Genomic DNA, 22,950 nt, shown 5'->3' on the forward strand with positions numbered 1-22,950 from the left:
TTTATGGTATATTTCATGCCAATTCTTTTATAATATTGTTATCAAATGTCATTGAAACATAACGAATTTTATCTTTTTATGTCAGTTTAAAACGTTACGCTCACCTCAAATTCTATAGTCATCTGCTTTACCGTGACGTATTGTCAAAAATTTAACATAGGTATATTTATGGTATTGTTTGCAAAGAAACCTCGCCTACCTTATTTGCTATCGGCTTCCCTATTGTCATTGGGCAGTTTGGCAAGTATGGATGCAGCGAACGCTGGCAATATGTATGTGTTTAAAGATAGCAATGGTCAGGTACTGTTGACCAATGTAGTCAGCAACAATCGCCCTGCAGGAAATAATTTCCAAAATTTTACCAAAAAAGTCAAAGTCACTTATTACGCGGATACCAATGTGCATAGTTATAGCAATTGGGGCGCCAATGAAGCTGCCGTACCTGCTAGTGCGCGTGGCAACAAAAATAGCTACGATAGCATGATTGTGGCTTCTGCGCTGCGTCATGGGGTTGACCCTGCATTGATGAAAGCCATGATGCATACTGAATCAGGTTTTAATCCCAATGCACGCTCACCTGTTGGGGCACAGGGGTTAATGCAATTAATGCCTGCGACAGCTAGGCGGTTTGGTGTGTATAACGCTTGGAACCCTGCCGAGAACATCGAAGGCGCGGCAAAATATTTGAAATTTTTACAAAACCGTTTTGGTAATGTTCAGCATGTGATAGCGAGCTATAATGCCGGTGAAGGCAACGTCAGTAAATACGGCGGTATTCCCCCATTTCGTGAAACTCGTGACTACGTACAACGTGTGTTAAGCCGCTACAACAACTTATATCGCAATGACCCCAACCTGCGCTCTAGTACTAGCAGCAATGGCTTTCAAAATGTTAGCTATAATTCATCGAATCCTTATACGATTGTCCGCTAACAACCATGTCTATAAGCCCAAAGCCAGTCTAATACTGGCTTTTTTTACGTTACAAATTTATGCTACTTTCCCCTTTAATTTGTTGCATTAGACGCTATTATACTAAATATCATAGTCAACTTAGTGTTGATAAGTATATTTAATCGTTTGATTATCTTTAGGAAACCGTCATGTTACGAATTGGCTTATTTCTTTTAACTAACCTAGCGGTGATGGTGGTTTTTGGTATCGTTATGAATATCATCGCGCCAATGCTAGGGTTCAATTTGGGCGGCACAGGCACGACTAGCCTGCTGGTGATGTGTTTCATCTACGGTATGATAGGGTCTTTCGTATCGCTGTTGATGTCAAAATGGTTGGCAAAGCGTTCTACAGGTACGCAAGTTATTGAACAGCCTGCTACCCAGTTGGAAGTTTGGCTAGTCGAAACGGTTCACCGTTTGGCGCAAAACGTCAATATTGATATGCCAGAAGTGGGTATCTTTGATAATCCGTCACCCAATGCCTTTGCGACGGGTTGGAATAAAAACAAAGCTTTAGTTGCTGTATCGACTGGGCTACTACAATCGATGAACCAAGAAGAAGTCGAAGCGGTACTTGCCCATGAAATTGGTCACGTTGCCAATGGTGATATGGTGACCTTAGCGCTTGTTCAAGGGGTAGTTAACAGCTTTGTGATGTTCTTTGCGCGTATTGTGGGTTTATTTGTAGATCAGGCGGTATTTAAAAATGACAGCAATTCACCTGGCATGGGCTATTACATTACCAGTATGGTGTTAGATATTGTGTTTGGTATTGCCGCACAAGCAGTGGTAATGTGGTTCTCTCGTTATCGTGAATACCGTGCTGATGAAGCAGGGGCGCGTTTGGCGGGTAAATACAACATGATTTCCGCCTTAGAAGCGTTAAAACCTGCCAGCCAGCATCCTGACTATATGCCACAAGGCATGAAAGCCTTTGCGATTAATGAAGGTAAAGGGGGATTTAGTTTTGCCCAGTTATTTGCCAGCCACCCCTCCCTTGATGACCGTATTGCCCATTTACAAAAATTGGCTCCGTAATTATTTTGACCACTTGTTTTAACAATGTAAAAAACCCAATCAGTGATTGGGTTTTTTAGTTAGTTTTTAATACATTTAGAAAATACCTTTAACCGTATTAAAATGACTTATTTGGTCAGTTTTTGCGCATCCATGGCATCTTTGTGTAGAAGGGTGTTGAGCTCATCGATGATTTCAATCCAACCTGCATCTGCATGATATTCGTCTTTTAAAAATTTACGTTGGCTGTCACTCCAAAAAGGCGCATCGCTCAGCTCGAGTGATTGAGGCAATTGATGTTCTTGAATAAATTGTTCAACCGCGGCATCATCGCCATCCATACCCATTTGCTCAAACAACATATTAATGTTTCTTTCGCCATCTGTCATCATTGTGGTTCTCCTCGTACTCTAAAAAGTATCAATGGTTATTGTAATGTCATTATTTTTTAGCACTCATTTTATTCAAAAATCATCAAAAAAGTGCCATGGGTTATTCTTACCGTTAGACCATTGTAGCCAACTTTGGGTAAAGAAAATGTGATTTGATTGTATAGTGTGGTTATTTCATGTAAAAAAACCAGCCTAACGAGACTGGTTTTTTTGTGAAGTTAAAACGTTATAACCTAATTAGTTGGGCAATAAGTGGCTTACCGCATCACGCTCTTCAGCAAGCTCAGTTTCGGTGGCTTTCATTTTTTCTTGTGAGAACACCGATGAAACATCTAGCCCTTCAACGATTTTCCAGTCGCCATTTTGGCAAGTACATGGGAATGAGTAGATAAGACCTTTTTGGATACCGTATTCACCATTTGAGTAAACACCCATAGATACCCAATCATTCTCGTCAGTGCCTAGTGCCCATGAACGAATGTGCGCAATGGCAGCGTTTGCAGCAGATGCCGCTGATGAGGCACCACGTGCTTTAATGATGGCAGCACCACGTTGTTGTACGTTAGGGATATAAGTACCTTCGTACCAGTCACGTTGTACTTGCTCTAGAGCGGGTTGACCTTTTACAGTGGTGAAGGTCAAATCGGGGTACTGGGTTGAAGAGTGGTTACCCCAAATGATCATTTTTTTGATGTCATTCACGGTAGTTTCAGTTTCTTCCGCCAATTGCGCCATACCACGGTTGTGGTCAAGACGTGTCATCGCAGTAAAGTTACGTGGGTCTAGGTCTGGGGCATTGCGCTGTGCGATTAATGCATTGGTGTTGGCTGGGTTACCCACAACCAATACTTTGACAGTACGGCTAGCGTTGTCATTTAACGCTTTACCTTGTGCAGAGAAGATGGCGGCGTTGGCTTCGAGCAAATCTTTACGCTCCATGCCTGGGCCACGAGGACGGGCACCTACCAGTAGGGCATAGTCCGCATCTTTGAACGCAACGTTAGCGTCGTCGGTTTGTACGACGCCCGCTAGCAATGGGAATGCACAATCTTCAAGTTCCATTACCACACCTTTTAAGGCTTCTAAAGCTGGCGTGATTTCTAATAATTGTAAAATGACAGGTTGGTCTTTACCTAACATATCACCCGATGCGATACGAAATAATAATGAATAACTGATTTGACCAGCAGCACCAGTCACCGCAACACGAACAGGCTGTTTCATTGAAAGCTCCTATTATGAGATAAGTACAAGATCCTTTGCAAATGCAAAGCAGTGAAAAAAGCAGAAAAAGTTGTCTAAAAAAGCTTGCCTAGTTTATCACTTGCCACCACCAAAGACCATAAATTTATGGGGTCAATTGGCGAGTTACCTAGACAATGATAGGTTTCACACCGTCAAACACCAAGATAGAAAATGCTTAAACCTAAGCAAAAATTGATACCGCCATCCCTCAATAATTACCATCAATCAAAAACTGACTGGGACAGGTATAAGAGCGTGTGGCACATTGGGCAAAACGTCCGTTGTTGTCATAGCACACGTTAATATAGGTCAGTACAGATTGACCTGCACTATTTTTTTGACAGAAAAAATTAAACGAGTTTGGCTTCATGCCAGGGTTTAAAGATAACAATTGACGGCTCAAGCCACTGGATGCGAATCGATAACTGCGACCGCTACTGAGTTCTTTTGGCAGTTTTAATTGACTGGCAAGCGAGGTAATGGTACGAAAATAATTAGGGGTACTTAGACCACTGCAGCGACCATACTGCTGCCAAATATTTTTGCGAATATTACCGTCTGGAATGACTTTTGAGGTGATCTTTTCTTGCAGTGGCGACATGCTGTAGCGGCTATTACTACAAGACTGGTTCGCCACCCGATAAAAATTCACCGTCATCGGATTGCCTTCAATACATTGGCGAAGATTACCCATGTATGGGTTTAGCTTGCAGATGGCAGGGGATAATTCAACTCCTAAAACACTGTCGGCATGGGCAGCTGGGGTTGCTAAAGCACCCATCACCGCCAAGCAGCCAACTGACAAATAGCCACTAAACTTTGTGCTTTTTTGATGACTTGAGTTGATAACTAAACTCGCTAAATTTGCCGCCGCCTCATCTTGAAACTTTGCTCTAAACTTTAACGACCCCAATGTGGCGGTGTTTGAAACCGTGTGCCAGGTGGTAAAATCGAGTAATGTTTTCAGACAAGATGACAGCATAGCAATTAAACCAAATAGTCAATAATTAAAAACAAGCAGGTTGTTTTAACGTTTACAGTGAGCTTTTAAAATAGAAGTGATAAAAATGGTCATTGACTTATTAATTTTTTGCTTGAAATAACTAAATTTTTGCCAAACGAAACTAATGTTTATGAGTCATGCCAATTTTTTGAAATCATACTAACTAGGTCAGATTTTGTAAACCCTGTATATACTAAAAAACAACAGTAATTTATTGACCATTATCAATCAATTAGCTGTTGTTTTTGCGAAAATTTAGCAGGTTTATTTAATTCAGATTAATTTAATATTTAGCAGCAATGGTACCCATACGCTCACTAATCGGTTGGTTGCTGCCGCCAAGGAGCACATCATAATTGGTCGCATTTTCCATCACGGCTTTGACATAATTGCGCGTTTCTGCATAAGGAATGGTCTCAACATACTGATCTGCCGCCAGGCTACCGTTCTCAGGTTGCCAAGTTTTGGCCTTACCTGGTCCTGCATTGTAGCCCGCGGTGGCGAGTACAGGCTGACCGCCCAATTTATTTAAAATGTCGCCCATATAATACGTACCGTAGCGGATATTGGTATCACCCCCTGCGACGCGAGATGGCTCATACGGTTCGCCCAATTTACGTGCGATATAGCGCGCGGTGTCTGGCATGATTTGCATCAACCCCCCTGCCCCGACACCCGAACGCGCGCCGATATTAAAACGGCTTTCTTGACGCATGATGCCATACGCCCACGCAGGATCGATTCCTGCTTGGCGGCTGTATTGCACAACACTAGACTGATGGGGCATCGGGAATGCCAGTGCCGAATTTGGAATCGTTTTGGTGGATTCCAATGCGTAGATAGCACGGTCATACCATCCCATGTCCGATGCGGTTTGCGCCGCTGCCAAAATCATTGTCTCATCACCACGGTCTCGTGCTTTTTTTACTGCCCAATTCCATTCACGGTTGGTATAGCTGGGATTGGCGGCAAGTTTATAGAGGGTAAATGCGCGATTAAAGAAACTATCGTTTGCGAGGCGTGAGTAGTCACTATTGCTCACCGGTGGCGTGGTCGGCAATCGGTCAAAACGTTGTCCAATTTGGTCTTTGGCAAGCAGCCCATAATAGTCATTGGTTTGCGCCAATTGACTAAATAGCTGATTGGCTTGTTGACGCTGCTGGTTAGTGCCGCCCAATTTGTAGGCTTTGGCAAGCCAATATTGCCATATCGGTTGCTGCTGATTTTTATAGTCCATTGCGCCAATAGCTTGTGCCAAATCTGACCATCGGCTATAGCGTATCGCTGCTTGGGCATAGTTTTCGGCTTCTTCATTGTTAAATGGTACGCCCAGACTTTTTTGCATCCAATCAACCGCGTCACTACTAAACCCTTGATCGGTATTGACCCCCATCCTTGCCACACCCAAGGTACGGTAGGCATATTGACGGGTTTTAGCATCAAAAAACTGCGGATTTCGCCCCAAATCATAGTTGAGCTGCATCGCCGCTTCACTGACAGATTTTTTAGCAAGTTGCCCTAACCCGTATAGATATAAATATCGATTGCTGGCGGTTGCTGGCATACTTCCGATTTGTGAGAAAAACGCGTTGGGACTGCTACTGATGCTCATGAGCTGATTATAGCTCAGCTGCACGCCCAATCGGCTGGCAAGCTGCACGATATCGCCATTGTTGCCCGTGCGTAGCATACGATACAGCCGCTGCTCACGGTCATCATTGCTAACCATGCGATTGCCATTGAGCTCTGTCGCCAACTGTTGGCAAAGCTGCGGCAGTTTTTTATCAGTATTAAGCCAAACATTACCTTTTTCGGTATAAGCACGCATGCTATCGCCACCATGATTGAAACCTAACGCAATGGCACAAGCTTCACTGGCATCAGGATTGGTTACATAGCTCGCCACTTGTCTAACTGCATCATAATCACCCATCCGCGCTTTGGTTTCCGCATAATCCGCCGCCAATTTTTCTGCCATCGCAGTTTGTGGATAACGGTTAGCAAAACTCACAATCGCTGATGCAGGCTGAGCGTCTAAGTCTTTATTGAGCTGCCAATATTCTGGATACATGTCTAGACTGCCACCCGCCATCATTTGCTGATAGTTGCCCATTTGCGATAAGTTGCCGCGGCTAGCTTCACGTTCGGCTTGGTTAAAATAACTATCAGCGGTGCTAGGCGTCCCTACAGAATAGCTACTTGCACAAGCAGATTCTGCAAAAACAGCAATCACACCGCATGAAATCATCGAAAGCTTGAGATTTTTCATAATAATTGGTAAGACCTTTAATAAGATAAATAGGCAAAAAATGACAAAAGTAATGTAAAAATTGGTTAACCTTGCTGAAGCGATTATAACGATTGTCGACTAAAAAAAATTTACCCAAATCTCAACTAATTGTATAAAAATGTTGCAGCTTATTTTATATAACAAATAGTTTTTTAATTTTAAATTTAATTAACTATAAATTATCAATTATTTGGATTATGATAAGTCTATTATTAGCCACCCATAAATGCGATAAGCCATGACATCTACCCAACACACCCTAAATATTCAACAATACCAAGACAAATCCCAGAACTACCTTAATAGCGCTGTCCATGCGCAAGGCGCTGAGTTCGACAAAATAAAACAGTTGATTGAGGCGCATAAGCTTGCGCATATATTGGATTTGGGCTGTGGCGGTGGGCACGTCAGTTATCAGGTGGCGCCTGTTGCCACATCAGTGATTGCTTATGACATTACCCCTACGATGACCGAAGTTGTCGCCAGCCAAGCCAAAGCACGCGGCTTAACCAATATCACCACACAAATCGGTACGGCAGAAAAATTACCCTTTGCCGACCACCAATTTGATGCCATTATCACGCGCTATTCTGCGCACCATTGGCAAAATGTACCACAAGCACTGTTTGAGATGCATCGCGCCCTAGCTCCCGACGGCAAAGTAGTGATTGTCGATGTATTGGGCAATAGCAACCCTGTGCTCAATAATTTTTTACAGACCATTGAAACCATCCGCGATCCCAGTCATGTCAAAGATTACAGTCTTGCCGAGTGGTTGTATTTTGCAGAAATCACCGGCTTTAGCGTGGCGACTGTCGAGATGCAAAAACTGGCGTTAAATTTTGACAGTTGGGTCGCTCGTATGCATACCCCTGATACCAGCATACAAGTGATTCGAGCCTTACAAAAAAATTGTGCCGCGTCTGTTAGACAATATTTTGAGATAGATCAGGCTGGCAATTTTAGCACCGATGTTATTTATTTAGTGCTGTCAAAATAATCACTACCGCATCTTGCCAAAAAAATCTGTTATAATTAAGGGTTTATTTTAGGCGAAACATTTAGGTGTAGTCATGACAGTTGCTACTTTTGACCCAAAAGCACAGATTTCCAAAACTCAAAATTTGGTAACGCCAACGCTAGCGGTGAGTGTTGAACCCACCATGCCACTAGCGGATACTCGTGTCAAACGCGTGTTTATCGAGACCCAAGGCTGTCAGATGAATGTGTATGACTCTGAAAAAATGGCGGATGTGCTAGGCGACTCCCATGGCATGGTGCTGACGGACAATCCTGAAGAAGCCGATGTGCTGCTCATGAATACCTGCTCGATTCGTGAAAAAGCGCAAGAAAAAGTATTTTCTGAACTCGGACGCTGGAAAAAGCTTAAAGAGAAAAACCCGAATTTGGTCATCGGTGTAGGTGGCTGCGTGGCGTCACAAGAAGGCGATAAAATCCAAAGCCGTGCCCCGCATGTCGATATGGTGTTTGGACCGCAAACCCTGCATCGCCTGCCAGAACTGTACGACCAATCCACCAAACAGCTGTATGTCAAACCCAAAAACCGTATCGGCGTCGTCGATGTGTCTTTCCCCAGTATTGAAAAATTTGACTTTTTACCCGAACCCAAAGTGGAAGGGTTTAAGGCGTTTGTATCCATCATGGAAGGCTGCTCAAAATACTGCTCATTTTGCGTGGTTCCCTACACCCGCGGGGAAGAAATCTCGCGCCCCCTCGATGACGTACTTGCCGAGATTGACAGCCTTGCTAGCCAAGGGGTACGTGAAGTAACACTATTGGGGCAAAACGTCAATGGCTACCGCGGCGAAAAACACGATGGTACGATTTGCCGTTTTAGTGAGTTATTGCATTATGTGGCACACGTTGACGGCATTGAGCGCATTCGCTATACCACCAGCCATCCACTGGAATTTAGCGATGATATCATTGAAGCGTATGCCAAAATACCAAAACTGGTATCCCACCTGCACCTACCTGTGCAAAGTGGTTCCAACGCTATCCTAGCCGCCATGAAGCGTAACCACACTATTGATATTTACATTGAGCAAATCCGCAAACTGCGCACCGTGCGCCCTGATATGTATTTATCAAGCGATTTTATTATCGGTTTTCCCAATGAAACCGACCAAGATTTCCAAGATACGCTCAATCTTGCCAAAGATTTGGATTTTGACCATTCGTATAGCTTTATTTACTCTAAGCGCCCAGGTACGCCTGCGTCAGACTTGCCCGACAATGTTGATATAGCAACCAAAAAAGCCCGTTTGGCTGAGTTTCAAAAGGTGATTGTCGATTCGACTTGGGCAAAAACCCAAGGCATGGTGGGTCAAACTGTGCGTGTGTTGGTGGAGCAACATGGCGACCGCAATCCTGAATTTTTGATGGGGACGGCAGATAATACGCGAACGGTATTGTTCAAAGGCGATGACGCGTTGATTGGTAAACTGGTGATGGTGAAAGTCACACGTGCCATGAGTCCGCATTTGGTGGAAGGTGAGTTGATGGAAGTGTTGGGTTAATTGGATAATATGTTTTATTATCCATTCTTAATTACTAACTTAATTTGCGTAACAATTTTCAGAAATTAATATGAGAAAGCAATCTAAACCTTCTAATATCTTAAATACTTTAAAAGGGAGTTTGGAAGAATTTAAAAGTTCTTTTGATTGGGATAATTTCATTAAGGGATTGGATTATTTTAATAATCAGCTACCGTCTGATTTAGAAAAATTAATAACCGACTTAAGTAATAGAGGCTGGTTTATATATATTCTTGAAGGTGACTTTATAGATTTACCATCTAAGGTTAATGGATTGATAGGAAAATCTTCAGATGAACAAGATGAATTTTTAGAAAATTATATTAGATTTAAAGCGGATGATTTCAAAAGACAGTTAATAGAAACATACCCTAATAGAGTTAATCAAATAAAAGATGCTTTTGACACTCATGATACTGGGAAATATTACTCTTCGATTCCAACTTTTATTTTACTAGCTGAAGGCATTGGAAGAGATTTATTACCTAATAAAATAGGAATTTTTGAAAAATATTCTCAGAAGGCAAAAAATAATAAATCAGGACTCCCTAAAACTGATGACTTATTTGATAATTTCACATTTACTGACGAATTAGAAGAAGTTATTTTTACCCTATTTAGGATAAAAACGGAAATAACAGAAAACACAGATAAATATATAACTGCCGAAGATAAAAAAATTTTCAACCGTCATTTGATTCTTCATGGATTGTCAGATAATTATGGCACTGAGGTAAATAGCCTTAAAGCTATTGCTTTAACTTATTTTGTCCATGAAGCCTTAAGTCATTATTTAGAGCGAGAAAAAGAAAATAAGCCATGAAAATTTTTATAGGCTTAAACTTCAGTTTCTTTGGTCACCCGTAATACTTCTTCCAATGTAGTTTTCCCTGCCAATACTTTTTTGAGTCCATCGGCGCGAATGGATGGTGTTTTGCTGCGGGCATAGCTTTCAAGCTCAAACTCCGCTGTTTGACTATGAATCAATTGTCGCAGTTTGTCATCCACAGGCACCACTTCATAAATCGCGGTACGTCCTCGAAATCCTGATTGATTGCATTTCTCACAGCCCACGGGTTTTGGCAGTTTAATCTCCCCGACTTCGCCTATTTCAGTAAAAATCTGCGTTTGATAGCCATCGGCAAGCGTCCACGTGTGGCAATGCGGACACAAGGTACGCACTAGTCGCTGTGCCACCACGCCAATGAGGCTCGATGACAACAAAAACGGTTCAACCCCCATATCTTGTAGTCGCGTCACCGCACCAATCGCCGTATTGGTATGCAGGGTCGAGAGTACCAAGTGACCTGTGAGTGACGCTTGCACCGCAATTTCCGCAGTCTCTAAATCGCGAATCTCTCCCACCATGACCACGTCAGGGTCTTGGCGTAGCATGGCTCGCAAACTACGGGCAAAGGTCATATCCACTTTATTATTGACTTGGGTTTGCCCAATACCATCTAGCTGAAATTCAATCGGGTCTTCAGCGGTCAAAATATTACGGGTGTTATCGTTCAAATCCGTTAAAGCCGCGTACAACGTCGTGGTTTTGCCCGAACCTGTCGGACCTGTGACAAGAATAATGCCATGCGGGCGATGGATTAAGCGTTTAAGCTCGCTATAATCATTGTCTGATAATCCCAAATAGGTCATATTTAACCGACCCGCTTGTTTATCCAAAAGCCGCATCACCACACGCTCACCAAAATTTGATGGTAAGGTCGATACCCGTACATCCACTTCTCGCCCAGCCAGACGTAGTGAGATGCGTCCATCTTGCGGTACCCGTTTTTCAGCGATATCCAGTTTTGCCATCACTTTAATACGCGACACCAGTAGCGGTGACAGTTCTCGTTTTGGACTGACAATTTCTTTGAGCACCCCATCTATCCGAAAGCGCACCGATAGGCGTTTTTCAAAGGTTTCGATGTGAATATCTGAGGCGTTTAGGCGAATGGCTTCGGACAGCAGCGCGTTAATCAGCCGAATAATCGGTGCATCATCTTCTTGGTCCATCAAGTCTTCCGTCTCAGGGACACTGTCAGCAAGACTAATCAAGTCGGGATGGTCTTCAAGCCCAGCGGCAATATGCTGAGATTCCCCTGTGTTGCCTGCATAGACAGCGGCTAACTGCTTTTCAAAATCGTCACTTTGCGCCATAGCAAAATTCAATGGCAGCGGCACCCCTGCTTGACTGGCAAAACGGTTAGCTTCGTTGATGGCTTCCATAGGGGTATCAGCCGTCATCAACAACGTCGGCGGGGCAGTCAACTCTTGCGAGTATTGCAACAGCAGTTGATGACGTTTGGCAAAACTATAGGGCAAGGCAATCGGATTTAGCATAGGTATTATCGAATGAAATAAGCCAAGAAAAGATGCGTTCCATTGTAGCTTATCAACAGCACAAATCCTACCAAGGTGCACAAAAAGACCCTGAGTCAGGCTATATTTTGTTATACTAAAGCATTTTTTACTGATTGATAACCATGACAATCAAAATCTAAAAAGGGATGACAATGACCCAAACCACTTTAACTCAAAATCCTGAAACCCAAAATACGCTGACTGCCCCAAACGACCTCCTACACATTGGTTCGCGCACGTTTACCTCTCGTTTGCTCGTCGGTACTGGCAAATATACAGATTTGGCACAAACAGGCGAAGCCATCGCTGCCAGCGGGGCGCAAATCGTCACTGTCGCCATTCGGCGCGTGAATATCGGGCAGAAAAAAGATGAACCCAATCTACTCGATGTGATTTCTCCCGAAAAATACACCATTTTGCCTAACACCGCTGGCTGTTTTGACGCGGCTAGCGCCGTTCGTACCTGTCAATTAGCGCGTGAATTGTTGGATGGGCACAACCTTGTCAAACTTGAAGTATTGGGCGATGAAAAAAATCTGTATCCCAACGTCATCGAAACCGTCAAAGCGGCTAAGACGTTGATTGATGATGGCTTTGATGTGATGGTGTACACCTCAGATGACCCGATTGTTGCCAAAGAACTAGAGAGCATGGGCTGTGTGGCGATTATGCCATTGGGCAGTTTGATTGGCTCAGGCTTAGGGCTATTAAATCGCCATACCTTAAGTCTAATCATTGAGCAGACCCAAGTGCCTGTTTTGGTGGATGCAGGCGTGGGTACCGCCAGTGATGCCGCCATTGCCTTGGAATTAGGCTGTGATGGTGTGCTGATGAACACCGCGATTGCTCATGCACAAAACCCTGTATTGATGGCGTCTGCCATGAAACATGCGGTGATGGCTGGACGTGAAGCCTTTTTGGCGGGTCGTATGCCAGCGCGTTATATGGCACAAGCTAGCTCGCCACAGACTGGCTATTTTTTCCGCTAATTTATTATTTCATACTTAAGGACATCGCATGCGTCTGCTCACCGCCATTGACCAGTTATTTATCTTACTTGAAAATCGCAATCAGCCGATGCACATTGGTGGGCTGTTCTTGTTTGAGATTCCCGATGGCGCAAGCGATACCTTTGTCAGTGATTTGGTGCAGCAGATGGTCACGCAAAAGACGCCGCCGAGTTTTCCGTTTAACCAAGTGTTATATCATCTAGCATGGTGGAAAACCGATGAAAATTTTGAAGTCGACCATCATTTTCGCCATATCGCCCTGCCCAAACCGGCACGCATCCGTGAGCTATTGACCTATGTATCTCAAGAGCACAGCAAATTACTCAATCGTGCCAAACCGATGTGGGAATGTCACATCATCGAAGGGATTGAAGGCAATCGTTTTGCGTTGTATTTTAAGATTCACCATTCTATGGTCGATGGGATAGCGGCGATTCGTTTGGTGAAAAAATCGCTATCAGAATCGCCAACCGAGCGTATTAGCTTGCCAATTTGGTCGCTAATGACCCGCCATCGTCACCAACTCGATGCGTTGATACCAGAAGATAAATCCCTTCTACGTGTCGTCAAAGAGCAAGCGCTCGCTATCCCACCCGCCATCAAAGCTTTAGGTAAAAATGTGGTAGAGCGATTTCACAAAGACTACATTACCACCACCCAAGCGCCAGATAGCCCCCTCAACCAACCGGTATCAAGCTCACGGCGTATCTCTGCCCAATCTTATGAGCTTATTCGTTTTCAAACCATCGCCAAACATTACGCTGTGACCGTCAATGATGTGATTTTGGCGATTTGTTCGGGCGCGTTACGCCGTTATTTGCTCGATATGAATGGCTTACCCAAAAAACCATTGATCGCTTTTGTACCCTTATCCCTGCGCGATGACAACGATAGCGCAAGCCAACACGTTGGCAATCAAATTACCTTTATTTTAGCCAATCTTGCCACCCACCTTGCCGACCCTGTGGCACGGTTAAAGACGATTAATGGCAGCACCAAAAATAGTAAAAAACGCTTTTCACGGATGAAGCAAGCCTCATCGATTATTTATAGTGGGGTGGCTTATAGCCGTTCAGGATTGCAGGTACTTACGGGTCTGTTTCCCGATTATCGCGGTTTTAACTTGATTATCTCAAATGTACCAGGCTCGCATCAGCCTTTGTATTGGCAAGGGGCAAAACTGCAGGCACTGTATCCTGCCTCGATTGTGCTCAATGACCAAGCGATGAATATCACTTTGTGTACTTACGTGGATAAAATCGAGTTTTGTATCGTCACCTGTAGCCAAATATTGCCCCATAGCCAACGATTACTCACTTATATGGAAGAGGAACTCAAGCAGTTTGAATCGCTCATCAGCAACTAGGCTAATGCAAACTTTGACAATAAAAAAACGGCAGTGACTGCCGTTTTTTAATGAAATAAACTTTATTTTATATTTAGTGATTTAAGATTTTTGACAAGAAATCTTTCGCGCGTTCGCTACGCGCACCGGCGAAGAATTCTTCACGGCTACAGTTTTCAACGATATGACCTTGATCCATAAAGATAATACGGTTGGCGACTTGGCGCGCAAAGCCCATTTCGTGGGTCACACACATCATGGTCATGCCCTCATTAGCAAGCTCAATCATCACCTCAAGCACCTCTTGAATCATCTCAGGGTCAAGCGCGGAAGTTGGCTCATCAAATAGCATTGCAATCGGGTCCATACTGAGCGCACGCGCAATTGCTACCCGTTGCTGCTGACCGCCTGACAATTCGGCAGGGTATTTTTTGGCATGCGCTGACAGACCCACGCGGTCGAGATAACCCAAGCCTTTTTTCTGCGCTTCAGACTGACTACGACCCAATACTTTGATTTGTGCCAAGGTCAAGTTTTCTAAGATGGATAAATGCGGAAACAGTTCGAAATGCTGAAATACCATCCCTACCCGGCTTCGTAGTTTTGGCAAGTCGGTTTCTTTGGCGCCGACCGACATGCCATCAATCAAGATTTCACCTTGTTGAAAGGCTTCAAGCCCATTGACGGTTTTGATTAAAGTTGATTTACCGCTACCTGATGGACCACAGATAACGGTCACATCGCCTTTGTGCACATGCGCGGTACAGTCGGTCAATACTTGAAAGTCGCCATACCATTTACTGATTTTGTTGACATTAATCATGATATCGGGACTGGCGTGTCCACTGTTTGATACCAAGCCACCAAATTCGTTGAGCCAGGTGGTTTCATCAATTTTAGTAACTACTGACATGTTATTATTCCTTTATTCAATATTGATTAAGCCATGCGAAAGCGTTTGCGTAGGTGGTTGACAGCGGTCGATGCGGTTAGACTGACCACAAAATAAAACGCCCCTGCCAGCAAGATATAGGGGGTGAGTAGCCCCATCAAGTCACCGCGCACGTATGAGGCTCGGAAGAAATCCACCAAGCCAATCGCAAACACCAAGGTGGTATCTTGGAACAAAATAATCGACTGCTGTAGAAGTAGTGGAAACATCTTGCGAAACGCTTGTGGCAAAATAATAAAGCGCATGGTCTGACCATAAGTCATACCCAAGGCTTTAGCAGCATTGACCTGTCCTTTGCCAATTGACTGGATACCTGCACGTACAATCTCAGAAAAATATGCGGCTTCAAACACCATAAATGCCACCACACACGAAGTAAACGCCGTATCCAACGTCAAATACGTGCCCGTCACCAAGTTATACACCATCGGCACAGCAAAATAAAACCAAAGCAATACCAACAGCAGCGGCACTGAACGGAAAAAGTTGACATACAGCTTGGCAGGCACGGCTAAAATTTTTATCCCTGATAACCGCATTAAGGCTAGAATCGTACCCAGCGCCAAACCGCCAATGATAGCTAAAAACAACACTTTGAAGGTGATCCATAAGCCACCCATCAACCCTGGCATTGCGGCTTGTAATTCCATCATATTCATGCGCCACCCCCATCGATTTGACCTTTGATGCGTAATTTTTTCTCAAGCCAAGTCATAAAATAAATCAACACCAAATTAAACAATAAATAAATAATCGTGGTAAAGGTATACACCTCGATATTGTTTTGGGTATATTCACTGATAGTTTTGGTTTGGCTAATCAGCTCAGTAACCCCGACCAATGAAGCGACCGAGGCATTCTTAAAACAGTTGGTAAGCTCAGAGCTCATCGGTGGTAAAATCACCCGAAATGCCTGTGGCAAGACGATATGACGATACGTCTGGGGCAAGGTAAACCCAAGCGCATAGGCAGCATTGGTCTGCCCTTTTGGCAATGATTCAATGCCCGTACGTACTTGCTCTACAATACGCGCCGCAGTAAATAACCCAAGACCAATACTTGCTGAAATAACTGCCGAGGTATTTGGGTCTAACTCTTGAAACCACCATTTTTGCAAGGCAGGTGTCAGCCAAGTAGGTGCCACATAAAACCAGAAGAATAACTGTATTAATAGCGGAATGTTACGAAAAAAACTCACATAAGCCGTACCAATCGCTCTGGCAGTTTTGTTTGGTAAAGTACGCATAATACCTAAAATCGTACCGATAATTAAGGCAATCAGCCAGCCACTCCCACCAATGACCAACAGCCATTTAAAGCCTGTCAATAGCCACTGCCAGTAGACTTCGTTGCCTACGCCTGTTGGTTGCAGCAACACGCCCCAATTCCAACTATAATTCATTGCCACCCCCAAAATCCTGTCTAGCAAATTGATTTACCCAAAAACTAAAACTGACGTAACCACAATTGATAGGTGATGACGTCAGTTTTATGTTGGATAGTAACCTTCCTAACCTAGTTTGTTGTTATCCCATCAACTAAGGTTTTGTTGCACTTGCAATTGCATTGCTTGCAGATGCCACAGCGGTTGCCACATTACTAGCGCCCGTTGCTACTGCATTGACTGTAGCAGATGCGGCTGCATTAGCAACGTCTTTTGGTTGCGCGCCATCATGTGGGTTTGCTAACAAGGCTTTTAAGTTGTCAGACATTTGGAAGTTCATGTTGATGTTTTTTGGTGGAATCGGTGACATGAACCATTTTTTGTAGATGTCGTTGATTTCACCTGATGAATAAGTCGCAACCAACGCATCATCGACTACTTTTTTGAATTCACTATCGTCTTTACGCATCATACAGCCGTAAATTTCATACGATTGTGGGGTACCAACAATGACCCATTTGTTTGGATCTTTGGCTTTGGCTTTTTCACCCGCAAGCAGTACGTCATCCATCATAAAGGCTGCCGCACGACCGCTTTCTAACATCAAGAAAGATTCGCCGTGGTCTTTGGCAGAAACGATGTTAATGCCCATTTTTTTGTCATCGTTGAGTTTTTTGATAAAACGCTCAGAAGTAGTACCTGCGGTAGTCACTAAGGTTTTGCCTTTTAAATCCGCAAAATCTTTGATACCTGAATCTTTAGCGGTTAATAAGCGAGTACCAATCTCAAAGAAACCGTTTGAGAAAGCCACTTGTTTTTGGCGCTCTTCATTGTTGGTGGTTGAACCACACTCTAAGTCAACCGTACCATTTTGTACCAATGGGATACGGGTTTGTGAGGTTACGAGGTTGTAACGCACTTTGAGGTCTGGCATATTCAATTGTTTTTTGACTGCGTCAACAATTTTTAATTGCAGGTCATGGGCATAACCCACAGGTTGGTTTGGCGTACCTGCGATATAAGAAAATGGAATTGAGGAATCACGGTAACCCAGTACGATTTCCCCTGATTTTTTAATTTTATCGAGCGTTTTTTCACCAGTCGCCGCTGCCGCTGGTTGGCTACCTTCAGTCCCTGCCGCTTTGTTGTCGCTGGCTTTGTTACAACCTGCAAGACCTAATGCCATAATAGCAACGGTTGCTAAGGCGATTGGCTTTTTAGAGATTAAAATCATCCTATGATCCTTGTCGTATGATACGTTCTTAGTTAATCTTTTCGCTGTGTGGCTGTCAATGCCAAATCGAGTAAAAAGACTCCCCCCATCTCTTTATGTTTATCCTTCCCTGTCTTTTATCATCCGTCATCGCACCCATTAAAATTTGGCAAAACCTTGCACAATGACTGATAAAAAATAGTTTAGGATACTCAAAAGATTTAAAATGTGTGTTTATAGTAATTTACTTTTCTGTGTTGTGACAATAGATTTACAAAAAATATTTTTTTCGCCATCGACAATTTTTTTACCATTTTTTTGCTATTTTCTATTTTATCCCCATTTATAGCTCAATAAATTGATTAAAACTCACTTAAAATAGGTAATTTATGACAACAGACACTCAAGCACTTCCCGATTTTGATATGCGCCAACGTTTTTATTTTGAGAAAAGCCCTGTACGCGGTGACGTGGTACGGATTAACGACAGCCTGCAGACGATATTGCAGCAAAAAGACTACCCTGTTGCCCTGCAAAAACTACTTGGGGAAATGTTGGTCGCGGCAAGCTTGCTGATTGGCACCTTAAAAATTGAAGGTCGTCTATCCATTCAATTGCAAAATTCAGGCGCAGCCACTGACCCTGAACAGGACAGCTTAACTTGGGCGATGGCAGAGTGCGATCACCAAGGTCACATACGCGGTCTTGCAGAGTGGACGGGCGCGTGGCAATCCGCACAAACCGCGAATGATGCCTTTGCCAAACTTGGTAAAGTCGGTGAAGGGGTGTTATTTATTAATATCCAACCTGATGCCACGTATGGTACTCAAGCAGAAGGGTATCAAGGCATTGTTGAGCGTGTGTCAGATAACTTAGCGGATTGTTTGGCACATTACCAACAGCAATCCGTGCAGATTCCTACCCTAATCAACTTGGCTTGTGATGGTGAGCAAGCCGGCGGTATCGTGCTACAGTTGCTACCACGTACCACAGAAGAAGAGTATGAGACGGTGGACAATGATTTGTTCCCCCGCTTAAAAATCTTAACCAAAACGTTAAAAGCTGAAGAATTAACCACCTTGCCAGCTGATGAGATTTTATATCGCTTGTATCATGAAGAAGACGTGGTGACGGCTGAGCCTATGCCATTGACCTTTGCTTGTACCTGCTCACAGCAGAAAAGTGAATCGGCAATTTTTCAGTTAGGCAAACCAGCTGCATTAGAAATAGCTAATGAGCATGGGGATGAATTGGCGTTGGATTGTGGTTTCTGCGGGCATGTTTACCGTTTTGATCACAAAGATATTGAGATGATTTTTGCTTAAAAATTAATAATAGCTCAATCATAGCCCCACCAATAACTCTATTAAAAAAGCCCTAATTTGGGCTTTTTTAGTAAAGATTTTACGAGTTTTTTGATTGTAATAACTGAAGTTGTCTTTTATCATCCGAAAACTCAAAATATTTACTTTCAATCTTCAATAAGGCTTGATAAATACTTTTACAGTCGTATTCAGAAACATCTAAATTTGGATAGGATTTATTAATTTCTATCGCTAAGGAATTCAAATAAACCCATTGATTGATACCGTATTTAGCTATAATCGTGTCTTGCACGGCTTTCAAAAATTTTGAAAAACTGGCTTTTTTTCTCACAAAAATCTGTGAGCCTCTTCTTTGGAAAGTAAATAATCCTAATTTTTCAAGTAATTCAGAGAGCTTATTACAGCCAAACGTTCTCACATCGAAGTCAGGTTTCAACATGACTAAATATTTGCCTAAATTCCCTAAATATGCCCAACCATCATCATCAGCCGTATCTTTAATTGCTTTATAAATTAATTGTAGTGTTGCACTGTCAATGGTAAGTTGCGTTGAAACACTATCTGGTTGTAGCTTTTCAAAGTTTTTCACTTCTGTAACCTGAGTAGGATTTACCACTTGGTTATTGTCATTATTCGTTGAAGTAATTAGTTGAATAGGAGTATCTGTTTTATTAATATCTTCCAAGTTTTCAATATAAATAAACTTATCACAGGCATTAATAAAGGCTTCAGGTGTTTTTGATTTTTCACCAAAACCATAAACGACTAGCCCACTTTCTCGTATCCGAGAAGCAAGTGGGGTAAAATCACTGTCGCTAGAAACGATACAAAATCCATCTAACGCTTTGCTATAAAGTAAGTCCATTGCGTTGATGATTAACATCATATCGGTAGCATCTTTACCGCTTGTATAGGCAAACTGTTGTACAGGTGTAATCGCATAAGGCAAAAGTACGTCACGCCAATTTTTTAGATTTTCACTACTCCAATCACCATATACTCTTTTAACGCTAGCAACACCATATTTTGCCACTTCCTGCAAAATTAACGGAATTTTTTTGGCAGAAGAATTATCGGCATCAATTAAAACCGCTAATTTTGCTGAACTATCTTTAGTCACTCTTCAACCCATTTGCCTTTTCGATAAACCAAGGCAAATTTAGTCGCTTTGCCGTCTTTTTCTGAGCCGATATATTGCTCTGCATTTTTACGGCTCCAACGCAAAATCGTAGGATTGCCCTCATTATCGGTATCTGGCGCGGTAAATAAATACTGGAATTTATCTTCCAACTGATCTTTTATCGCGCGTAATTCTGACAGTTTTGGTGGGCGCGTCTCGCGCACTTTAGGAAATTTTGACGCTGCCAAGAATAACCCTGCTGCCCCTTCACGCAAAATATAATGGTCATCAAATTTTTGCGACTTGAGTTCTGGCATAGGGATTGCGGTCATGCGTGGTGGCGCTGCATCGCCATTTTTGAGCACTTTACGGGTATTATCACACTGCTGACAAGCAAAATAGGCACCAAAACGCCCAGTTTTGAGCACCATTTGCCCATCGCATTTATCACAAGGTATGGTAGGCACATCATCATTGCCTGCGGTTTCAAAAACGCCTTTTTCTAATAGATAGCCATCACAGTCAGGATTGTTACCACACACATGGAGTTTTAACCCACCATCGACGATATACCCATCCATCGCGGTATGGCATTTCGGGCAGCGTTTTTTCTCAAGTAACGCTTGTATCTCGTCGTTGTTGTCCGCGTCGTCCTCACCGAGATTTTGGCTCTCTTTACTGGTTTGACTATGAAAAGCTTCCACAGGCATCAAATTTTTAGTGCCTTTACAACGCTCTTTGGGGGGTAAATTATAGCCGGTACAACCCAAAAACACCCCTGTAGAGCCTGTACGGATCTGCATTGGGCGCTGACATAAGTCACAATGAATATCTGGAACATCGGTTGGGTCATTGGGCTTCATGCCGTCTTCGTCTTTGGCACGCTCTAACTTGCCTTTAAAATCGCCATAAAAATCATCCAGCACTTTTTTCCAGTTTTTTTGGCCTTCAGCGACTTCATCTAGGTTTTCTTCCAGCCCTGCGGTAAAAGTATAGTCCATCAAATTCGGAAAGCTGTTGACCAATCTGTCAGTGACGATATCACCCATTTTTTCGGCGAATAAACGTTTGTTTTCTACCTTGACATATCCACGTTCTTGAATGGTTGAGATGATAGCGGCATACGTGGACGGACGACCAATCCCACGTTTTTCCAGTTCTTTGACTAAGCTTGCTTCAGTATAGCGGACCGGCGGCTTGGTAAAATGTTGGGTAGGCTCGATACTATCGACCACCAATTTTTCCCCGATTTTTACATCAGGTAATAGATTGTCTTCATTTTTGGCCGGGGGCTGTACTTTGGTATACCCATCAAAGGTCATCACACGACCTTTGGCTCTAAGCTCAATCTCACCAGCATTGACAATCAACGTCATGGATTGGTACTGCGCAGGTGGCATCTGACACGCCACAAACTGGCGCCAAATCAGCTCATATAAGCGCTGGGCATCGCGCTCCATGTCTTTTAGCGAGGCAGATTGCACCAAGACATCTGATGGTCGAATCGCTTCGTGCGCTTCTTGGGCGTTTTGCTTGTTGCCATACACATTGGGCGATTTTGGGACATATTTTGCGCCATATTGCTTGTCAATAAACCCGCGCACACTGGTGAGTGCATCCGCTGACAAAAAAGTACTGTCAGTACGCATATAGGTAATGTGACCTGCTTCATACAGGCGCTGAGCCAGCATCATGGTTTTTTTGACCGGAAAACCAAGGCGAGTACTTGCAGCTTGTTGCAGTGTCGAGGTGATAAAGGGTGCAGCGGGTTTTGACTGGGTAGGTTTTTCTTCCCGATCTGCTACGATAAAATCTGACTGTTCAAGCAATGCAACAACCGCATTGGTCTGTGCTTCGTTTTCTAGCGACAGGGGTTTGCCCGCTTTTTTTACCGCTTCTAGGCGAATGGTCTCTTGTTTGGCTTGCTGACTGTGGGTATTGCTGTGGATTTCCCAATATTCCACTGGGGTAAAAGCGCGAATTTCACGTTCACGCTCCACCACTAGACGCGTGGCGACAGATTGTACTCGCCCTGCCGACAGTCCGCGCGCTACTTTTTGCCATAGCAATGGCGATACCATAAAACCAACGACACGGTCTAAAAATCGTCTGGCTTGCTGCGCGTTGACACGGTCATAGTTTAGCTTGGTGGGACTTTTAAAGGCATTTTGAATCGCATTTTTGGTAATTTCGTTAAATACCACACGGCTATATTTGTCATCACTGCCACCGATGACTTCTTTAAGATGCCAGGCAATCGCTTCCCCTTCTCTATCCAAGTCGGTTGCAAGATAAATTTCTTTGGCGTCTTTGGCAAGGGATTTTAATTCCTTAATGACTTTAACTTTGCTGGGTAGAATTTCATAATGTGCCACCCAGTCGTGCTCGGGGTCAATGCCCATGCGCCGTACCAAGGCTTGCTGCGCTTTTTGCTCTTTAGTGAGTTTGGTATCCGACTTATCATCGGTTTTTGCTGCGCCAGAACCCGACACAGGTAAATCACGCACGTGCCCCACACTAGAGCGGACGATAAAATCATTTCCCAGATACTTATTGATGGTTTTGGCTTTGGCAGGGGATTCCACAATCACCAAGGCTTTGCCTTGCCCCGACGTTTTAGGCGCTGTTTTTGATGTTTTTGATGTGGCTGTTGATTTGGGCGCAGCGGCTTTGGTTGCGGCTTTTTCGCCGGCTTTGGTGTCTGTTTTTGTATCAGCCGTATCCGTGGTTTTGGTTGATTTTCTCGCTGTCGGTGTTTTACTCATGTTGGGTT

Annotated in this window: 18 protein-coding genes and 1 pseudogene; 8 read left to right on the forward strand and 11 right to left on the reverse strand. The window is 43.5% G+C overall.

The window, feature by feature from the left end:
- The first annotated feature begins 168 nt into the window (after positions 1–168).
- Together LAJ61_RS02415 and htpX are read left to right on the forward strand one after the other, a co-directional pair.
- Positions 169–933, forward strand: a complete 765-nt coding sequence (locus LAJ61_RS02415) for a lytic transglycosylase domain-containing protein (protein ID WP_224054341.1) — start codon at positions 169–171, stop codon at positions 931–933.
- Positions 934–1,103: 170 nt separating this feature from the next.
- The gene (gene htpX, locus LAJ61_RS02420; protein ID WP_224054342.1) at positions 1,104–1,994 is read left to right on the forward strand and encodes a protease HtpX; all 891 of its coding nucleotides are present in this window, start codon (positions 1,104–1,106) and stop codon (positions 1,992–1,994) included.
- 107 nt (positions 1,995–2,101) lie between these two features.
- Here the strand turns inward: htpX and LAJ61_RS02425 are convergent, their stop codons facing one another.
- The 4 genes from LAJ61_RS02425 to LAJ61_RS02440 form a co-directional block, all read right to left on the reverse strand.
- A complete protein-coding gene (locus LAJ61_RS02425) occupies positions 2,102–2,365 on the reverse strand; it encodes a DUF2789 family protein (RefSeq protein WP_224054343.1) in 264 nt (87 codons plus the stop codon).
- Positions 2,366–2,602: 237 nt separating this feature from the next.
- Positions 2,603–3,589 (reverse strand): malate dehydrogenase, encoded by a 987-nt coding sequence (locus tag LAJ61_RS02430; RefSeq protein WP_224054344.1) that lies wholly within the window; start codon positions 3,587–3,589, stop codon positions 2,603–2,605.
- A gap of 229 nt (positions 3,590–3,818) precedes the next feature.
- The gene (locus LAJ61_RS02435) at positions 3,819–4,592 is read right to left on the reverse strand and encodes a T2 family ribonuclease (protein WP_224054345.1); all 774 of its coding nucleotides are present in this window, start codon (positions 4,590–4,592) and stop codon (positions 3,819–3,821) included.
- Positions 4,593–4,896: 304 nt separating this feature from the next.
- Positions 4,897–6,882: a lytic transglycosylase domain-containing protein gene (locus LAJ61_RS02440; RefSeq protein WP_224054346.1), complete on the reverse strand. Its 1,986-nt coding sequence runs from the start codon at positions 6,880–6,882 to the stop codon at positions 4,897–4,899.
- 259 nt (positions 6,883–7,141) lie between these two features.
- Between LAJ61_RS02440 and LAJ61_RS02445 the strand changes: the two genes are divergently transcribed.
- From LAJ61_RS02445 to LAJ61_RS02455, 3 genes are all read left to right on the forward strand, one after another.
- A complete protein-coding gene (locus tag LAJ61_RS02445; RefSeq protein WP_224054347.1) occupies positions 7,142–7,903 on the forward strand; it encodes a class I SAM-dependent methyltransferase in 762 nt (253 codons plus the stop codon).
- A 73-nt stretch (positions 7,904–7,976) separates the two neighbouring features.
- On the forward strand, positions 7,977–9,443 hold the full coding sequence (gene miaB, locus LAJ61_RS02450; protein WP_224054348.1) for a tRNA (N6-isopentenyl adenosine(37)-C2)-methylthiotransferase MiaB: 1,467 nt from the start codon (positions 7,977–7,979) through the stop codon (positions 9,441–9,443).
- A gap of 70 nt (positions 9,444–9,513) precedes the next feature.
- Complete coding sequence (locus LAJ61_RS02455; RefSeq protein ID WP_224054349.1) at positions 9,514–10,287, forward strand: hypothetical protein; 774 nt, start codon at positions 9,514–9,516, stop codon at positions 10,285–10,287.
- 14 nt (positions 10,288–10,301) lie between these two features.
- Here the strand turns inward: LAJ61_RS02455 and gspE are convergent, their stop codons facing one another.
- Positions 10,302–11,807, reverse strand: a complete 1,506-nt coding sequence (gene gspE, locus LAJ61_RS02460) for a type II secretion system ATPase GspE (protein WP_224054350.1) — start codon at positions 11,805–11,807, stop codon at positions 10,302–10,304.
- Positions 11,808–11,980: 173 nt separating this feature from the next.
- Between gspE and LAJ61_RS02465 the strand changes: the two genes are divergently transcribed.
- Both LAJ61_RS02465 and LAJ61_RS02470 read left to right on the forward strand, forming a co-directional pair.
- On the forward strand, positions 11,981–12,817 hold the full coding sequence (locus tag LAJ61_RS02465; protein WP_409034981.1) for a thiazole synthase: 837 nt from the start codon (positions 11,981–11,983) through the stop codon (positions 12,815–12,817).
- 28 nt (positions 12,818–12,845) lie between these two features.
- The gene (locus tag LAJ61_RS02470; protein ID WP_224054352.1) at positions 12,846–14,204 is read left to right on the forward strand and encodes a WS/DGAT/MGAT family O-acyltransferase; all 1,359 of its coding nucleotides are present in this window, start codon (positions 12,846–12,848) and stop codon (positions 14,202–14,204) included.
- Between the two features lie 73 nt (positions 14,205–14,277).
- On the opposite strand, the gene LAJ61_RS02475 is transcribed toward LAJ61_RS02470, so the two are convergent.
- The 4 genes from LAJ61_RS02475 to LAJ61_RS02490 form a co-directional block, all read right to left on the reverse strand.
- Complete coding sequence (locus LAJ61_RS02475) at positions 14,278–15,006, reverse strand: amino acid ABC transporter ATP-binding protein (protein ID WP_143822824.1); 729 nt, start codon at positions 15,004–15,006, stop codon at positions 14,278–14,280.
- Between the two features lie 116 nt (positions 15,007–15,122).
- Positions 15,123–15,794, reverse strand: a complete 672-nt coding sequence (locus LAJ61_RS02480) for an ABC transporter permease subunit (protein WP_050324714.1) — start codon at positions 15,792–15,794, stop codon at positions 15,123–15,125.
- Complete coding sequence (locus LAJ61_RS02485; RefSeq protein ID WP_040404072.1) at positions 15,791–16,537, reverse strand: amino acid ABC transporter permease; 747 nt, start codon at positions 16,535–16,537, stop codon at positions 15,791–15,793. Before LAJ61_RS02485 ends, LAJ61_RS02480 begins: the two co-directional genes overlap by 4 nt.
- Positions 16,538–16,673: 136 nt before the next feature.
- The gene (locus LAJ61_RS02490; protein WP_128680003.1) at positions 16,674–17,753 is read right to left on the reverse strand and encodes a glutamate/aspartate ABC transporter substrate-binding protein; all 1,080 of its coding nucleotides are present in this window, start codon (positions 17,751–17,753) and stop codon (positions 16,674–16,676) included.
- A 368-nt stretch (positions 17,754–18,121) separates the two neighbouring features.
- Between LAJ61_RS02490 and hslO the strand changes: the two genes are divergently transcribed.
- A complete protein-coding gene (hslO, locus tag LAJ61_RS02495) occupies positions 18,122–19,057 on the forward strand; it encodes an Hsp33 family molecular chaperone HslO (RefSeq protein WP_224054353.1) in 936 nt (311 codons plus the stop codon).
- 322 nt (positions 19,058–19,379) lie between these two features.
- Here hslO and LAJ61_RS02500 read toward each other — a convergent pair.
- Positions 19,380–20,177, reverse strand: a pseudogene (locus tag LAJ61_RS02500) (NYN domain-containing protein); the annotation flags it as partial.
- Positions 20,174–22,942 (reverse strand): type I DNA topoisomerase, encoded by a 2,769-nt coding sequence (topA, locus tag LAJ61_RS02505; RefSeq protein WP_224054355.1) that lies wholly within the window; start codon positions 22,940–22,942, stop codon positions 20,174–20,176. The pseudogene LAJ61_RS02500 and the gene topA, both read right to left, overlap by 4 nt.
- Between the last annotated feature and the right edge of the window lie 8 nt (positions 22,943–22,950).

This window comes from Faucicola osloensis (assembly GCF_020041925.1).
Classification (GTDB): domain Bacteria; phylum Pseudomonadota; class Gammaproteobacteria; order Pseudomonadales; family Moraxellaceae; genus Faucicola; species Faucicola osloensis_D.

Coding starts and splice junctions, on each gene's coding strand:
- gspE (WP_224054350.1), bottom strand. CDS start 11,807: ATGCTAAATCCGATTGCCTTGCCCTATAGTTTTGCCAAACGTCATCAA.
- LAJ61_RS02415 (WP_224054341.1), top strand. CDS start 169: ATGGTATTGTTTGCAAAGAAACCTCGCCTACCTTATTTGCTATCGGCT.
- LAJ61_RS02440 (WP_224054346.1), bottom strand. CDS start 6,882: ATGAAAAATCTCAAGCTTTCGATGATTTCATGCGGTGTGATTGCTGTT.
- LAJ61_RS02445 (WP_224054347.1), top strand. CDS start 7,142: ATGACATCTACCCAACACACCCTAAATATTCAACAATACCAAGACAAA.
- LAJ61_RS02455 (WP_224054349.1), top strand. CDS start 9,514: ATGAGAAAGCAATCTAAACCTTCTAATATCTTAAATACTTTAAAAGGG.
- LAJ61_RS02425 (WP_224054343.1), bottom strand. CDS start 2,365: ATGATGACAGATGGCGAAAGAAACATTAATATGTTGTTTGAGCAAATG.
- LAJ61_RS02480 (WP_050324714.1), bottom strand. CDS start 15,794: ATGAATATGATGGAATTACAAGCCGCAATGCCAGGGTTGATGGGTGGC.
- htpX (WP_224054342.1), top strand. CDS start 1,104: ATGTTACGAATTGGCTTATTTCTTTTAACTAACCTAGCGGTGATGGTG.
- LAJ61_RS02435 (WP_224054345.1), bottom strand. CDS start 4,592: ATGCTGTCATCTTGTCTGAAAACATTACTCGATTTTACCACCTGGCAC.
- LAJ61_RS02475 (WP_143822824.1), bottom strand. CDS start 15,006: ATGATTAATGTCAACAAAATCAGTAAATGGTATGGCGACTTTCAAGTA.
- LAJ61_RS02485 (WP_040404072.1), bottom strand. CDS start 16,537: ATGAATTATAGTTGGAATTGGGGCGTGTTGCTGCAACCAACAGGCGTA.
- topA (WP_224054355.1), bottom strand. CDS start 22,942: ATGAGTAAAACACCGACAGCGAGAAAATCAACCAAAACCACGGATACG.
- miaB (WP_224054348.1), top strand. CDS start 7,977: ATGACAGTTGCTACTTTTGACCCAAAAGCACAGATTTCCAAAACTCAA.
- LAJ61_RS02490 (WP_128680003.1), bottom strand. CDS start 17,753: ATGATTTTAATCTCTAAAAAGCCAATCGCCTTAGCAACCGTTGCTATT.
- LAJ61_RS02465 (WP_409034981.1), top strand. CDS start 11,981: ATGACCCAAACCACTTTAACTCAAAATCCTGAAACCCAAAATACGCTG.
- LAJ61_RS02430 (WP_224054344.1), bottom strand. CDS start 3,589: ATGAAACAGCCTGTTCGTGTTGCGGTGACTGGTGCTGCTGGTCAAATC.
- LAJ61_RS02470 (WP_224054352.1), top strand. CDS start 12,846: ATGCGTCTGCTCACCGCCATTGACCAGTTATTTATCTTACTTGAAAAT.
- hslO (WP_224054353.1), top strand. CDS start 18,122: ATGACAACAGACACTCAAGCACTTCCCGATTTTGATATGCGCCAACGT.